The organism is Pseudomonas sp. PK-RTE-24 (assembly GCF_054052265.1).
This window is the reverse complement of the sequence record NZ_CM133224.1, coordinates 1,183,796-1,198,343: the sequence shown is the minus strand read 5'-3', so window position 1 is coordinate 1,198,343 and position 14,548 is coordinate 1,183,796. Positions and strand designations below refer to the sequence as shown.

Annotated in this window: 15 protein-coding genes, 1 tRNA gene and 1 pseudogene; 13 read left to right on the top strand and 4 right to left on the bottom strand. The window is 57.6% G+C overall.

Annotated features, from left to right (window positions below):
- The first annotated feature begins 109 nt into the window (after positions 1–109).
- From ACV8MC_RS05260 to ACV8MC_RS05220, 9 genes are all read left to right on the top strand, one after another.
- Positions 110–3,022: an aminotransferase gene (locus ACV8MC_RS05260; RefSeq protein ID WP_457264664.1), complete on the top strand. Its 2,913-nt coding sequence runs from the start codon at positions 110–112 to the stop codon at positions 3,020–3,022.
- Between the two features lie 305 nt (positions 3,023–3,327).
- Positions 3,328–4,206, top strand: coding sequence for an N-carbamoylputrescine amidase (gene aguB, locus ACV8MC_RS05255; protein WP_073471536.1), 879 nt, complete (start codon positions 3,328–3,330; stop codon positions 4,204–4,206).
- Positions 4,206–5,312: an agmatine deiminase gene (gene aguA, locus ACV8MC_RS05250; protein ID WP_457264662.1), complete on the top strand. Its 1,107-nt coding sequence runs from the start codon at positions 4,206–4,208 to the stop codon at positions 5,310–5,312. The genes aguB and aguA overlap by 1 nt, the downstream gene beginning before the upstream one ends.
- 245 nt (positions 5,313–5,557) lie before the next feature.
- Positions 5,558–5,770: a hypothetical protein gene (locus ACV8MC_RS05245; protein WP_039756463.1), complete on the top strand. Its 213-nt coding sequence runs from the start codon at positions 5,558–5,560 to the stop codon at positions 5,768–5,770.
- A gap of 465 nt (positions 5,771–6,235) precedes the next feature.
- The gene (locus ACV8MC_RS05240) at positions 6,236–7,540 is read left to right on the top strand and encodes an OprD family porin (protein WP_457264660.1); all 1,305 of its coding nucleotides are present in this window, start codon (positions 6,236–6,238) and stop codon (positions 7,538–7,540) included.
- 231 nt (positions 7,541–7,771) lie between these two features.
- Positions 7,772–8,518 (top strand): 2OG-Fe dioxygenase family protein, encoded by a 747-nt coding sequence (locus ACV8MC_RS05235; RefSeq protein ID WP_041477502.1) that lies wholly within the window; start codon positions 7,772–7,774, stop codon positions 8,516–8,518.
- Positions 8,519–8,597: 79 nt separating this feature from the next.
- On the top strand, positions 8,598–8,975 hold the full coding sequence (locus ACV8MC_RS05230; RefSeq protein ID WP_008080517.1) for a GNAT family N-acetyltransferase: 378 nt from the start codon (positions 8,598–8,600) through the stop codon (positions 8,973–8,975).
- Positions 8,972–9,688 (top strand): AzlC family ABC transporter permease, encoded by a 717-nt coding sequence (locus ACV8MC_RS05225; RefSeq protein ID WP_016772152.1) that lies wholly within the window; start codon positions 8,972–8,974, stop codon positions 9,686–9,688. The genes ACV8MC_RS05230 and ACV8MC_RS05225 overlap by 4 nt, the downstream gene beginning before the upstream one ends.
- Positions 9,667–9,984, top strand: coding sequence for an AzlD domain-containing protein (locus tag ACV8MC_RS05220; protein WP_041477503.1), 318 nt, complete (start codon positions 9,667–9,669; stop codon positions 9,982–9,984). Before ACV8MC_RS05225 ends, ACV8MC_RS05220 begins: the two co-directional genes overlap by 22 nt.
- On the opposite strand, the gene ACV8MC_RS05215 is transcribed toward ACV8MC_RS05220, so the two are convergent.
- Entirely contained in the window at positions 9,901–10,827 is a 927-nt protein-coding gene (locus ACV8MC_RS05215) for a LysR family transcriptional regulator (protein ID WP_041477504.1), read from the bottom strand. The two genes, ACV8MC_RS05220 and ACV8MC_RS05215, sit on opposite strands and share 84 nt — an antisense overlap.
- A 464-nt stretch (positions 10,828–11,291) precedes the next feature.
- On the opposite strand from ACV8MC_RS05215, the gene ACV8MC_RS05210 reads away from it, so the two are divergent.
- The 3 genes from ACV8MC_RS05210 to ACV8MC_RS05200 all read left to right on the top strand — a co-directional run bounded on the left by ACV8MC_RS05210 (position 11,292) and on the right by ACV8MC_RS05200 (position 12,886).
- A complete protein-coding gene (locus ACV8MC_RS05210; RefSeq protein WP_056787159.1) occupies positions 11,292–11,582 on the top strand; it encodes a type II toxin-antitoxin system RelB/DinJ family antitoxin in 291 nt (96 codons plus the stop codon).
- A 219-nt stretch (positions 11,583–11,801) separates the two neighbouring features.
- Positions 11,802–12,209, top strand: a complete 408-nt coding sequence (locus ACV8MC_RS05205) for an MbcA/ParS/Xre antitoxin family protein (protein WP_457264658.1) — start codon at positions 11,802–11,804, stop codon at positions 12,207–12,209.
- Positions 12,206–12,886, top strand: coding sequence for an RES family NAD+ phosphorylase (locus ACV8MC_RS05200; protein ID WP_457264657.1), 681 nt, complete (start codon positions 12,206–12,208; stop codon positions 12,884–12,886). The genes ACV8MC_RS05205 and ACV8MC_RS05200 overlap by 4 nt, the downstream gene beginning before the upstream one ends.
- On the opposite strand, the gene ACV8MC_RS05195 is transcribed toward ACV8MC_RS05200, so the two are convergent.
- Together ACV8MC_RS05195 and ACV8MC_RS05190 are read right to left on the bottom strand one after the other, a co-directional pair.
- Positions 12,877–13,695 (bottom strand): lipopolysaccharide biosynthesis protein, encoded by an 819-nt coding sequence (locus ACV8MC_RS05195; protein WP_457264655.1) that lies wholly within the window; start codon positions 13,693–13,695, stop codon positions 12,877–12,879. The genes ACV8MC_RS05200 and ACV8MC_RS05195 overlap by 10 nt on opposite strands.
- A gap of 283 nt (positions 13,696–13,978) precedes the next feature.
- On the bottom strand, positions 13,979–14,050 hold the full coding sequence (locus tag ACV8MC_RS05190) for a hypothetical protein (RefSeq protein ID WP_252878150.1): 72 nt from the start codon (positions 14,048–14,050) through the stop codon (positions 13,979–13,981).
- A 19-nt stretch (positions 14,051–14,069) separates the two neighbouring features.
- Here ACV8MC_RS05190 and ACV8MC_RS05185 point away from each other — a divergent pair.
- Positions 14,070–14,183, top strand: a pseudogene (locus ACV8MC_RS05185) (helix-turn-helix domain-containing protein); the annotation flags it as partial.
- Positions 14,184–14,256: 73 nt separating this feature from the next.
- Here ACV8MC_RS05185 and ACV8MC_RS05180 read toward each other — a convergent pair.
- A tRNA-Thr gene (locus ACV8MC_RS05180) sits at positions 14,257–14,332 on the bottom strand.
- Positions 14,333–14,548: the final 216 nt, after the last annotated feature.

Genomic DNA, 14,548 nt, shown 5'->3' with positions numbered 1-14,548 from the left:
CAGGGCGCGAGCGTTCGGTTTGAATTGGGCCGTTCAGTCACGCTGGGGGTTGCGTAACCGCCAAGGCAATGGCGATATAAGCGCCTAATAAAATTACAGGGGTCGTTTCATGCCGCTCGCCACGTTGATTCATCGCGCCAGTTTGCCCGGTCCGCAGGTTTCAGAGGCGCAGGCGCTGCAATGGCTGGCCGAACATTACGGGCTCAGCGGCACGTTGCAGGCGCTGGGCAGCCAGCAGGATCTGAATTATCGCGTCGACGGTGGCAGTGGGCGCTTCGTGTTGAAAGTCTGTCGTGGCGACTACGCTCTTGTGGAGCTGCAAGCCCAGCACGCAGGCCTCAATTATCTGGCCGAGCACTCGGCGATCAAGGTGCCGCGCGTCATCGCAGCCAATAACGGTGCAGATCTGTTGTCGTTGCAAGCCAATGGCGAAACGGTGCATGTGCGGTTGTTGGAGTACATCGACGGGCAGCCGTTGACCGATTTCGATCATCTTGGCCAGGACGTGGTTGCCGGGTTTGGCCGACTCTGTGGCGAGATGGATCTGGCGCTGGCAGGCTTCGATCACCCCGGCCTTGAACGCACCTTGCAGTGGGACGCGCGTCACGCCAACGCTTTGATCAGTCATCTGTTGCCGGTGATCTCGGACGTGCAGCAGCGTGCGGTGATCAGCGCTGCCGCCGAGCAGGCCGAGCGCCGTTTGCAGCCGCTGCTGGACAAGCTGCCGGTGCAGGCGATTCACATGGATATCACCGATGACAACGTCGTCTGGGCGCGTGATGGCCAGCGGCATTGGCAATTGCAGGGTGTGATCGACTTCGGTGATCTGGTGCGCACCTGGCGCATCACCGATCTGTCGGTAACCTGTGCGGCTTTGCTGCATCACGCCGATGGCGATCCGTTTGTCATCCTGCCGGCGGTCAAGGCGTATCACGCGGTCAATCCGTTGCAGTACGCAGAACTGCAAGCGCTGTGGCCCTTGATCGTGGCGCGGGCGGCGGTGCTGGTGCTCAGTGGCGAGCAACAGGTGAGCATCGATCCCGGCAATACTTATAGCCGCGACAATCTCAGTCACGAGTGGGAAATCTTTCGCGTCGCGACCTCGGTGCCACAGGCGCTGATGGAAGCGGCGATTCTCACAGCCGTGGGACAGACCGTGCCGGAGGCTGAAAACACAGAATTTGCACCATTGTTGCCCGGGCTGGTCGGGCGCGAATTTGCGCTGATCGATCTGGGCGTGTTGAGTCCGCACTTCGAAGCGGGCAATTGGGAGCAGCCGGGCATTGATCAGCGCTTGCTGACAGAAGCCGCAGCGGTCCATGGGCTGGCGGCGACGCGTTATGGCCAGTACCGCTTGTCACGCACCCGCCCGGACAGTGCGGCTGAACCGGATACGTTCCCGTTGCATGTCGAATTGCGTGTGCCGACCGGAACCGAAGTTCAAGCACCGTTCGCTGGCGTTCTGAATCAAGCGGCAAACGGTGCGCTGCAACTCGATGGCTCACAGTTCAGTGTTCGCCTGTGGGGCGTGACGCCTGTTCTTGAACATGGGGTGGCAGTGGATAGAGGCCAGAAACTCGGTGCGGTCACGGGTTCGCTACTAGTGCAGATGTGCCGGGGAGCGGAACTCGACGCGCCGCTGTTCTGCACGCCGTCCCGTGCATCCGCGTGGCAGGCGTCGTGCCCGTCGCCGGCGACGTTGCTCGGGCTGGCCTGCGACGCCGAGCCTGAGCTGGACGCGCAAACCCTGCTTGAACGCCGCGATGCCAGTTTCGCCCGCACGCAAAAACACTATTACGTTGACCCGCCACGTATTGAACGCGGCTGGCGCAATCACCTGATTGATATGCACGGCCGATCCTATCTGGACATGCTCAATAACGTCGCGGTGCTCGGCCACGGTCACCCTCGGATGGCGGCGGTCGCGGCGCGGCAGTGGTCGTTGCTCAATACCAATTCGCGCTTCAACTATGCGGCGGTCGCCGAGTTCTCCGAGCGCTTGTTGAAGCTGGCGCCGAAGGGCATGGATCGCGTGTTCCTGGTCAACAGCGGCAGCGAGGCCAATGACCTGGCGATTCGTCTGGCCTGGGCTTTCAGCGGCGGGCGCGACATGATCAGCGTGCTCGAGGCGTATCACGGCTGGACGATCGGTGCCGATGCGGTATCGACGTCGATTGCCGACAACCCGAGGGCGCTGGAAAGTCGCCCGGACTGGGTGCATCCGGTGCCGGCGCCGAACACTTATCGGGGCGAATTCCGTGGCGCGGATTCGGCGCCGGATTACGTGCGCAGCGTCGAACATCACCTGCAAAAACTGGCCGAGCAAAAGCGGCAACTGGCCGGTTTCATCTGCGAGCCGGTCTACGGTAATGCCGGGGGTATTTCTTTACCGCCGGGCTATCTGCCGCAGGTGTATGAAAAGGTCCGCGCGCAGGGCGGGGTGTGCATCGCTGACGAAGTGCAGGTCGGTTACGGGCGCATGGGCCATTTCTTCTGGGGCTTCGAAGAGCAGGGCGTGGTGCCGGACATCATCACCATGGCCAAAGGCATGGGTAACGGCCAGCCACTTGGCGCGGTGATCACCCGCCGGGAAATCGCCGAGGCGCTGGAGGCCGAAGGTTATTTCTTCTCGTCGGCGGGCGGCAGTCCGGTCAGTTGCCAGATCGGCATGGCGGTGCTGGATGTGATGGAGGAGGAAAAGCTCTGGGAAAACGCCCAGGTCGTCGGCGGTTACTTCAAGGCGCGCCTGGAAGCGTTAATCGATAAACATCCGCTGGTCGGTGCGGTGCACGGCTCCGGTTTCTACCTCGGGCTGGAACTGATCCGCAATCGCCAGACGCTGGAGCCGGCGACCGCCGAAACTGCGTTGCTGTGTGATCGTCTGCGCGAGTTGGGGATCTTCATGCAGCCGACGGGCGATGACTTGAACATCCTCAAGATCAAGCCACCGATGGTGACGTCGCGCCAGAGCGTGGATTTCTTCGTCGAAATGCTGGATCGGGTGTTGAGCGAAGGCCTGTAAGCAAGGCACATCCCCTGTGGGAGCGAGCCTGCTCGCGAAAGCTGTGTATCAGTCGCCACATGCGGTGACTGACACAGCGCATTCGCGAGCAGGCTCGCTCCCACATTTGTTTTCGCTCTCAAGTTCGATTTGTATCGATTTAATTAGCGTTCAAACGAATAGATTACTGATTTATAGCTTTTAAAGCCGATATTTATCGGTTATAAATTCGCCATTGCTCCGGCATGACGATCTTTTGTCCGGTGCGCGCGTTTTCTTTTCGGTCGAATTCTTCGACTGTCAAAGCACTAGCCCGGAGATGATTCATGAGCCGTATCGTTACCGTCGCCGCCACGCAGATGGCCTGTTCGTGGGACCTGGAAGCCAACCTCGAAACCGCTGAAAGACTGGTCCGTGAAGCCGCCGGCAAAGGCGCGCAGATCATCCTCATCCAGGAACTGTTCGAGGCACCGTACTTCTGCCAGAAGCCCAATCCGGATTACCTGCAACTGGCAACGACGGTTGAAGAAAACGTCGCCATCAAGCATTTCCGGAAAATTGCCAAAGAGCTGCAAGTGGTGCTGCCGATCAGCTTCTACGAACTGGCCGGGCGTGCACGCTTCAACAGCATCGCGATCATCGACGCCGACGGCAGCAACCTCGGAATTTATCGTAAAAGCCACATTCCGGACGGCCCGGGCTATCACGAGAAGTATTACTTCAACCCGGGCGACACCGGCTTCAAGGTGTGGAACACCCGTTATGCGAAAATCGGCGTCGGCATCTGCTGGGACCAGTGGTTCCCGGAAGCGGCGCGCAGCATGGCCCTGCAAGGCGCGGAAATTCTCTTTTATCCAACCGCGATCGGCAGCGAGCCGCACGACAAGACCATTTCTTCGCGCGATCACTGGCAGCGGGTGCAGCAGGGCCATGCCGGCGCCAATCTGATGCCGCTGATCGCCAGCAACCGCATCGGCAACGAAGAACAGGACGGCTACGACATCACCTTCTATGGCTCTTCGTTCATCGCCAACCAGTTCGGCGAAAAAGTGCAGGAGCTGAATAAAACCGAAGAAGGTATTCTTGTGCACACGTTCAACCTCGACGAGCTGGAACATATTCGCAGCGCGTGGGGTTCATTCCGCGACCGCCGACCGAATCTGTACGGCGCGTTGAAAACCCTCGACGGTTCCCTGGAGTCCTGATGACCACATTGAAAAGTACCCCGCGCGCCGACGGCTTCTACATGCCGGCCGAGTGGGCGCCACAAACCCAGACCTGGATGATCTGGCCCGAGCGCCCGGACAACTGGCGTCTGGGTGGCAAACCGGCGCAGGCCGCGCACGCCACAGTGGCCAAAGCCATCGCCCGCTTCGAGCCGGTGACCGTTGCCGTCTCCGCCGGCCAGTACGAAAACGCCCTCGCGCGCCTCGATGTGCCGAATATCCGCGTGGTGGAAATGTCCAGCGACGATGCCTGGGTTCGTGACAGCGGCCCGACCTTCGTTATCAATAACCATGGCGAAGTGCGCGGTGTGAACTGGGATTTCAACGCCTGGGGCGGTTTCGATGGCGGCCTGTATGCACCGTGGAACCGTGATTCGCAGGTCGGCGGCAAGATCCTCGAGATCGAGCGCAGCCCGCGCTACCGCACCGAAGGTTTCGTGCTCGAAGGCGGCTCGATTCATGTCGACGGCGAAGGCACGCTGATCACCACCGAAGAATGCCTGCTCAACCGCAATCGCAACCCGCACCTGAGCCGCGAAGAAATCGAAGCCGTACTCAGCGACAACCTGTCTGTGGACAAGATCATCTGGTTGCCGGATGGCTTGTTCAACGATGAAACCGACGGCCATGTGGATAACTTCTGCTGCTACGTGCGTCCGGGCGAAGTGTTGCTGGCCTGGACCGAAGATCCGCAGGATCCGAACTACCCGCGCTGCCAGGCCGCGATGCAAGTGCTGCAAAGCAGCACCGACGCCAAGGGCCGCCCGTTCACGGTGCACAAAATGCCGATTCCGGGGCCGCTGTACGCGACCGAAGAAGAGTGTGCCGGCGTCGATGCGGTGGACGGTTCGCAGGAGCGCAATCCTTCCGTGCGCCTGGCCGGCTCCTACGTGAACTTCCTGATCGTCAACGGCGGCATCATCGCGCCGAGCTTCGACGACCCGATGGATGCCCCGGCCAGGGAAATTCTGCAGAAGCTGTTCCCGCAGCACGAAGTGGTGATGGTGCCGGGCCGTGAACTGTTACTGGGTGGCGGCAATATTCACTGCCTTACCCAACAGCAGCCAGCGCCGCACAAAGAGTGAGTTGAGTCGTAACAGCTTGAGTTGATTCACAAATCAGCCAGGCAATGATTAGCTCGCTCAGCATGAAAGCAAGCCCGCGGCCCGTCAGGACCGCGGGCTTGTTTGTATCCGCCGGTCGACATTCGAGTCGCCTTGGCATAGCTCTTGTATTGCTCCTGATGCACTAGGGAGGGAGGGGAACTTCAACAGTTCTGTCACAAACCTTGGATAACGTAGCCGCTCATGAACGGGGAGAGAGCGCTGAAATGAACGCCGAAGTGAACGTAGTCAGCGAGCGGACTGTGCATCCCATGGCCGTCAACGGCGAATCGCTCCAGCTTGTCGCGCACTGGTTGAAGTCCAATGGAACGCGTCAGATCAGACAACCTGATCCGCGCCGGATGATGATCGAGCGCTACCCCGCTGGCCTGTTCAGCGAGGCCGAGCTGGAAGCCTTGTGGGATGTGATGGAAGGATAGGAACAACAGGGATTGGTCAAAAAGCGCTGCCGGGATGGCGGCGCTTTTTTTGGCCTGATTTTTATCCACAGGCTTTCAAAGGTGGGAGCGAGCCTGCTCGCGAAGACGTCAGCCCTGCCAATGACTTCATCGAATGATCCACCCATTTCGCAAGCAGGCTCGCTCCCACGGTTCAGAACTCCCTGCTTAACCTCATTTTTCTGCAACAGCCCAGCAAAAAAATTACGTTTCTTAGACGTTTTTCGCCTATTTAAAGACGATTCTTGAAATTGACACACAGTTCAGGGCGCGGCTACGATTCGGCCCAACGCCTGTGGCTAACCGCCATGACTCAAAATAAGGAGCAGGCCCGCCATGACGTTAACGTCGGCGGGCTTTTTTGTTTCGGGGTGAATACAAGAGTGCAGAAAGCGCCGTTTCAGCCGTTCGACACAGCGCGTTTCAACCCGTAATAAGGAAAACAAAATGTTGAACAAGCGAATCAGTCTGATCGCACTGGGGATGTTGAGTGCTACACAGGCCATGGCTAACGACCAGGCCGAATCCAAGGGTTTCGTTGAAGACAGCAGCCTTAAAGTGCTGTTGCGCAACGCCTACATCAATCGTGATTACAAAGACGGTAACAAGGACAAGGCCGAATGGGGCCAAGCGGCCATCGGTACGTTCTCGTCGGGCTTCACCCAAGGCACCGTTGGTGTCGGCGTGGACGCTTTCGGTCTGTACGCATTGCGCCTGGACGGCGGCAAGGGCCGTAGCGGCGCCGGCGGCATCGACTTCTTCAGGCAGGAAAATGATGGTCGCGCGAACCACGACATTGCCAAGGGCGGCGCAGCGGTCAAATTCCGTGTTTCCAACACCGTGTTGACCTATGGCGACCAGATGCCGGCCCTGCCGGTGCTGAGCTACGACAACGTGCGTCTGCTGCCGGAAAGCTATACCGGTACTTTGATGACCTCCCGTGAGATCAAAGGCCTGGAATTGAACGCCGGTCGCTTCACCGCCGAATCGCGCAAGAGCGATGAAGGCCGTGACAGCGGCGGTCTGAAGTCGATCAACGTGTTGGGCGGCAGCTATCAGTTCACCGAAAACTTCAAAGGCGCGCTGTACGCCTCCGACGTTGAGGACGTCTTGAAGAAACAGTACGTGAACGCCAACTATGTGATTCCGTTCAACAAGGATCAGTCGCTGACCCTGGATTTCAACGGCTATCGCACCAAGCTGGACAGCTCGTACGTACGCGAAAACACCGTACCGGGCGAAAGCATCGTCACCGGTCGCGACAACAAGATCTGGAGCCTGGCAGCCACCTTCGCCACCGGCCCGCACTCGTTCACCGTGGCGCACCAGCGTTCCACCGGCGACAGCAACCTCGGTTATGCCTACGGCGGCTACCAGAAAGATCAGGGCCGTGTCGGCGACGGTGGTAACTCCATCTATCTGGCCAACTCCTACTGGTCTGACTTCAACGCCGAAGACGAACGCAGCTGGCAGCTGGGTTACGGTCTGGACTTTGGTTCGTTCGGCGTTCCGGGTCTGAGCTACAACTTCGCTTACGTGCGCGGCGACAACATCACCACGTCCACCAGCGAAGGCGGCACCGAGCGCGAAATCTTCAACCAGTTCAAGTACGTCGTGCAGAGTGGCCCGGCCAAAGACCTGAGCGTGAAGCTGCGCAGCTCGATCCTGCGGGTATCGCAGAAATCCAGCGAGTACAACGTCAGCGGTAACGAGCTGCGTGTATTCGTGGACTATCCGATCAACATCTTCTGATGATCGATCCGCTGTAAGAAAAATGAGAAAACCCCGATTCGTTCGGGGTTTTTTTTCGCCGGTTTTTCAGCGAAAACCGCAAATAACCGGTGTTCTTTTCATATAAAAGTCGTTTTTCAAGCGCTGCAGATTCCGTTTCAAGCAGTGCTTCAAATGCCTGAAATTCTTTCTCATGGACGCAAATTCTCCACCCAATAGATTAGGGCGTTCAACGCAGCGGAGAATTTGGTAATGATCGTTTTGAACAGAGAAGTGGGCGAATCGCTACGGCGCGACAAGTTTGTCAACGTCCAGGGTGGTGACTTCAATCTCTACGGTCATTTTGCCGACTTCGTCAGACTGACCAAAAGTTGGGAAAACATGGAGCCTGACAGCTACTACGGTCAGGCCGAAGCCGGCATGCGTTATCGTCGTTACAGCGACTTTGAATACAACCCGAAAACTCGCGAGCTCAAGCAACTTGAGCATCGCGCCTATGTGCAATCGAAAGAGAACAACGCTTACGTCGGTGGCGTGGTGCGCCACTTCCAGGACTTTTCCGAGGAAGTGATCTCCTCGCCGGTGATGCGCAGCCTGATCGACACCGATTTCGAAGTGTACAAAAGTGTCCTGCCGGAAGAGTTGCACGATGAAATCTGGCAGTGCCAGATCCATCAGATCCGCATCGAGATCAAACCCGGCAAACAGCTGGAAATCACTCCTGAAGGTATTCATTGCGACGGCTATCCGTTCAGCGGTGTGCACTTCTGGGGCCGCAGTAACGTAGAGGGTGCCGAGAGTCGACTGTACGACATCCACGAGCATCAACTGGCGGCGACCACCTACGAGGAAATTCTCGATACCACCTTCTTCCTCGATCGCGACATGCGCCACTACGTGACCCCGGCGCGCAATACCCACACCCATGCCATGGCGTACCGGCAGATTCTGGCGATTTCCTTCTCGCGGCCCGGGACCGCTTTCGACATTGTTCGCTAATCAGATCACCCCAATCGACGGCGTCGAGTGCTCGACGCCAGTGGTACTGCGCCGCGCCACCGCCAAGGATGCGCAACGCATGGAGCGCTTCTTCCGCCAGTTCGACGAAGTGTCGTTCTGCGAATGGCAGGACGCCAAATGCCTGCGCGGCGTGTTGATCCAGAAAACCACCACGGCGTATCTGGCGTTCGATGTGGCTGGCGAGATCGTCGGCGCGGTGCTCGGCGGCATGCTCGGCAGTCGCGGCACGATCAATCATCTGGCCGTGAGCCCGCGCTACCGCAGCCAGGGCGTGGGCCAGCGTCTGGTTGAAGCAGCGTCGTCCGACATGAAACGGGTCGGGGTGCTGCGGATGTTTCTGTTCGTCGACGATGCTAACCTCGCGGGCAAGCGATTCTGGACTGCCCAGGGTTTTTGCGAGCCTCACGGCGAACGAACATTTGAGAGGGATCTATGAATGAAAGGTCCGGCAGCGCGCCGCTGATGGCGACTCATCAGCCGTCGCGCACGTTTGCCGAAGCCAGCCCGGTGGTCGCCGGGTATTTCACCGTGTCGTTTGTCTTCGGGCTGATGGCGGTCAACGCCGGCCTGCCGATGTGGCTGCCAGTAGCGATGTGCTTGTTCGTCTATGCCGGCGCTTCGCAATTCGCCGCGCTGGCGCTGATCTCCAGCGGTGCGTCGCTGACCACCATTGTGCTGACCACGTTTCTGATCAATGCGCGGCACATGCTGATGTCGGTGTACATGGCCAAGGCGCTGCGCGCCCTTGGCTTGAGCCGCATGGAGCGCTGGGCTTACGCCGGTGGCCTGACGGATGAATCCTTCGCCTTTCATAGCGTCAAGCTCGGTACAGGCGCGCCGGTCAACGTGCGTTACCTGATCGGCTTCAACCTGTTCTGTCACACCTCGTGGGTGCTCGGCGGTTTGCTCGGTGCGGTCTGCGCGCAGTACGCGGCGCACTTGATCAAATATCAGCTCGACTACGCGCTGACGGCGATGATGCTCTACGTGCTGGTCTCGCTGTGCAACACGCGCAACAAACTGATCGCCGCCGCTGCCGCCGTGGTCTGCATGGGGGCGCTGAGCCTGATCGGCAGTTCGCCCTTCAACGTATTTATCGCCACGTTTGTGGGCTGCGGAGTGGGTGTATGCCTGACCAAACGTTCCTGATTCTGGTGGTGGTGCTGATGATGGCGGTGACATTCCTGCCGCGCGCCTTGCCGCTGCAGATCAACACCGACCACTGGCCGCCCTTCGTGGCACGGGCGCTGGAATATCTGCCGGTGGCGATCGTCGCTGCGATCAGCCTCACACCCCTGTTGATCAAGGACCGGCAGATCCAGCTCGATCGCCCGGAATTCTATGCTGCGATTCCGACGTTGCTATGTGCGTATTTCAGCAAAAACCTCTTTCTCAGTGTGGCGGTGGGGACGGCTGCGTACATTGCGCTCGGCTCGTTCATGTAGCGGCAGATCAACGACGTCGTTCAGCGCCTGGTGCGACAGCTCCGGATTGTTTACAGCCAGGCGCACTTCGAGGAAATCCTCGAAACCGGGAAAAATCGTCAGACCGTTCTTCTGCGCCGCTTCACGCGAGACCATGCCGACCGCATCCATCTGCGTGATCAACGACAGCGTCAGGGTTTCGCTGCAGGAATAGACCATGCGCTGGCCGTTCTCGTGATTGCCCAGCCCGGCGTCGAGAAACCGCAAGAAGCTGTGGGAATACGGACAATCTTCCGCAGGACGCACCTGAAACTTGTTGCCCAGCAAAGTCAGCGGATCGTTTTCCTGACCGCAATGCGCACCGACCACCTGCACCTGCACCTCTGGCAGCACGATGCTCGGCAGCCCCGGCCGCTGCGGGCCGATCAGCACGGCAAGGTCGAAATCTTCGTTCCTCAGCTTGCTGAGGTTTTCCATCGACTCGGCGTAGCTGAATTCCATCTGGTAATCAGGAAACACCTCGATCAGGCGACCGATCATGCGCCGGTTGAAATCAGGCGACAGCGTGTTGTTCAACGCCACCTTCAACGTGCGCTGCCCGGGCACCTTCAGCGCCTCGACCTTTTCTTCCATCTGTCGCGTGGCGATCAACACTTTGTCGATGTAAGGCGTGAGCTCCGTACCTTGCGGCGTCAGCGTCAGGCCCTTGTTGGAGCGGCGAAACAAGCGGAAACCGAACTGCTCTTCGACCTTGTTCAACTGTGCGGCCAACGCCTGCACGGTCAGGCACGAATGCTCGGCTGCGGCCGACAACGAGCCGGTCTGCACGATGCGCATGAGGTTGCGTAAGGTTCTGCTATCCATGGGTAATGCCCTCTGAAGTGGGCTGGGTATTGTTGTTTACGAAACGACCGAAACGGCGCCATATGCCGGCTATATTCCTGCACCTGAGCATAGTTGTCGCGGATTTAGTAGCGAATTGATTTCCCCGCCGATGGCTGGAGGCAGAGGATCGGGGTTTTTGGTGAAGTGGGGGTGATGAAGGTCAAAAAAGTGCGTGGTTTTGGTGCGCGGGGAGATTTTTTTCGAAGAGAAACAGCTTACATCTTCCTAGCTTTTTGCCTGCGTCATACGCAGATAGGTCTCAGGTAAAGTAACGATTCAGCTGATAGCGCCCAACAGTCAAAGGAGTTGAAATGGATGTCTGGCATGCGAGCCATGGTGGTAGATAACCACCTATCAACTTCGCATTGACCCACAAAGATCACTCCGAACACAATGTAGAGGTAGCGCTGATGTAGCTACAAAACCACGATGAGGTAATTGAAATGGCTGCACTACTGAAAACTACCGATGTGCGCTGCCGCATTGATGAGGATTTGAAAGCGCGTGCCACTGAAGTCTTGAACGCTTGCGGGCTGAGCATTAGCGACGCCATGCGACTTTTTCTGCGACAGGTTGTTGCTACTCAGGGGCTTCCCTTCGAGGTGCGAGTTCCATCGGAGAAGACGGCCCGCGCAATGATGGAAGCACGAGAAATCCGTCAGCGTTTCGACTCGATAGACGACATGCTAAGGAATGCTGATGGCGAAACAGGAGAAAACGCAAAAACGCGCTGATCGGCCTAAACAGTGTGCACAGACTTCTGAATTCAAGAAGTCTTGGGATCGTTTAGGGAGTCATTCAGAACTGTTTAAATAGCGCAGAAAAACATAAGCCGGCTTAACTCCGGCTTCTGAGCGTTTGATTATTACGATTCGTTCATTTGTGTATCAAAACGCTAAAAAATTACAGTTATGTACTAGTCTTCAGCTAAGACAAAAAATCAGGAGGCGTCTATGCCTACCTCATCCCCAGCTCTCACCCCACGCGAACAACTCGACGCCCCCGAAGCCGGTCGCGTCGCGCTGAAGTTCTTCTTTAACCTCATGGAGCGCTGGGGCTGCAGCGCTGAGCAGCAACGCACATTGCTGGGCGGTGTCGGTAACACCACCTTCTATAAATACAAACACCTGCCGAACGTACGTCTGCCTAACGATACCCTTGAGCGCATCTCTTATCTGATGGGCATTCACAAGGCGCTGAGCATCATCTTCAGCAATAGTCGCGAGCGCGCCTACAAGTGGGTCAGCAGCCCGAACACCGCGGCACCGTTCAATGGCAAAACCGCGCTGGATTACATGCTGGGGGGCCGGGTGGTCGATATCGCCGATGTACGCCGCTACCTCGACGGAGTGCGCGGTTGAAAGCACCGGCGCCGGTGGATGTGCCATGGCCGCGGGCGTATCGCATCGTCAACAGCAGCTTCCCGCCGATTGCGCTGTTCGAAGATGTCCTCGATCCCGAGGACCTCGAAGTTGCCTACGCCATCGAAGCGCTGACCAATGATCGCCTGATCGAACAGGCCGGCGTACTCGCCCGCGTACGTCCCAAAGATCGCCTGTCCGGCCCCGGTTCCAGCCCGGTGATGGCTGCGTTCACTCACGTCGGCAAACGCAGCCGTTTCAGTGACGGCACCTTCGGCGTCTATTACGCCGCCAGCAGCCAGGCTGCGGCCATCGCCGAAACCTGTTTTCATCAGGAACGCTTTCTTGCCGCGACCCGGGAAGCCGATCTCGAATTGACCATGCGTACTTACATCAATCAGGTGATCAAGCCGCTGCACGACGTTCGCCATGGCTTTGATCATCTGCATCAGCCTGATCCTGAGGCCTATGGCCCATCACAGCTGTTCGCGCGGCAACTGCGCGACGTCGAGTCGTGGGGCTTGCTCTATAGCAGCGTGCGGTTGCCTGGGCATGAATGCGTTGCGGCGTTTCGTCCGCCGGCGGTATCGATTCCGAAGCAGGGCAAGCACTTGCGCTATGTCTGGAGCGCAAGTGAGGGCAGAATTTCGTTTGTGTTCGAGGTCAGTCAGGTCTGAATTATCGCTTTGACTTTGTCGAGCGTTGTGACAGGAATGACGCTGGATGGAATTCGCGAAGAGGGCGACAAGTTGTAAACGGCAAACTCTTTGCCGACGACTTTGTCGGACATGAGTTTCAGAGATGGAAGTATTCTGGAATGAAAATGCTGATCCAGACCGCACGGCGAGATAGAGCTTCCATCAGTCTCGTAAAAGCGCCCCGCGGACTGGTTCATATCCGCTCCCACCAAAATCACCTTTGAAAAGCCTGCGTGATAGGCAAGTTGGAGTGCGAGATACAAGACTGTGCGGGCATCAAAAAAACCATGGGCCATGTTTTTGCTGAACCCGATACTGCGGTTTCGACTACCCCAAACAGCTCGATTACGTACCAGATCCTGGTTGTTGCGCAGTAGCCATTCAGTCAAGGTTGGTTTGGGCGCTTTCTTGAGCAAATAGAGATCACCTGTCGGTTCAACAATCAGTTCCTGAGCCTGGTTAGCCCACACAGCTACACGCTGACTAGTGCGCATCGCATAGGCAAACAGTTCAGGTTGTTGTAGCGAAAAACTGGTATCGGTGCATGCGTAGAAGAACGGCTTTATGCCTGTTCCCATGAACATGGATATCGCGCCGTTCACCGTGATCATCGGGATGTCGGCAAACTGTTCAATGGGAAAGTCCTTCGCGGAGTTGCCCGACGCGATAATGAATACAGCGCCTTGAGCAATGTTTCGACAGTCAGAAAAGTCCCTGATTTGCGAACGTGCGGAGCCGTTTGGCGTTTCTGATGTTGAGTTCATCGATGGTCTCTTGGTCCATGTCATGCATTCAGTCCGTTGTGCTGACGTGATGAAGCGGGATGACTCTTCCACAGCGCCGCGCTTTGTAAGGGAGTGTTGCGCTCGGCGTTAGTTCCCAATTGGCTGCGGGGCGGCCGATGCGTTGGCCAAGAACGCTCCAGTGGCTGGCGGGTTGTCTGGATAGATGCAGGAGGGAAGTCGGATATGTCCCCGCACCAAGGGACCTTGAGGAAGGCCGGCATGTTTTCGGCAGGCCTGAAATGCACAAAGCCCTCGCATCAACGAGGGCTTCGAATGGCGGTTTGCATCAATGCCTTTCTGGTGGCGAATCCATTACTTTCACCACATCATCGATCAGTGCCTTGCTTGGCTCGTGCAGATACTGCGAGGCATAAGCGCGGACTTTGCAGGATTGGGAACAGGGGCGCAGGCAGCCGACGGGTGCAGCGCAGACTCTCTTGCGGGTGGCAAGTCAGCATCCTGAGGCGTTGCGGGATTTGTATCCTGCCTGATCCCCATAGTTGACTTCTTGGCTGACTCAGAAACAACAAAGCCCCTGCATTTCTGCAGGGGCTGTGTTTTGTATGGTGCCGGCACCAGGAGTCGAACCCGGGACCTACTGATTACAAGTCAGTTGCTCTACCAACTGAGCTATACCGGCGTGTGGGCGACGATTATAGCGATTGGGTTGATCCTGTAAACCCCTGAATTCAGACTATTTTTGCATTCCCGGAAAATCAGGCCCTGCGCAAATTTATACGCAGCTTTTGTACCTCACGTGCAGTGAGGCATCTATGCAGGGCGTACAGTTGAGTCTGGGCTTGCGGGACCCCGCAATTATTCACTCGGCTAGCCCAATATTCGTCGGTTATGTCGT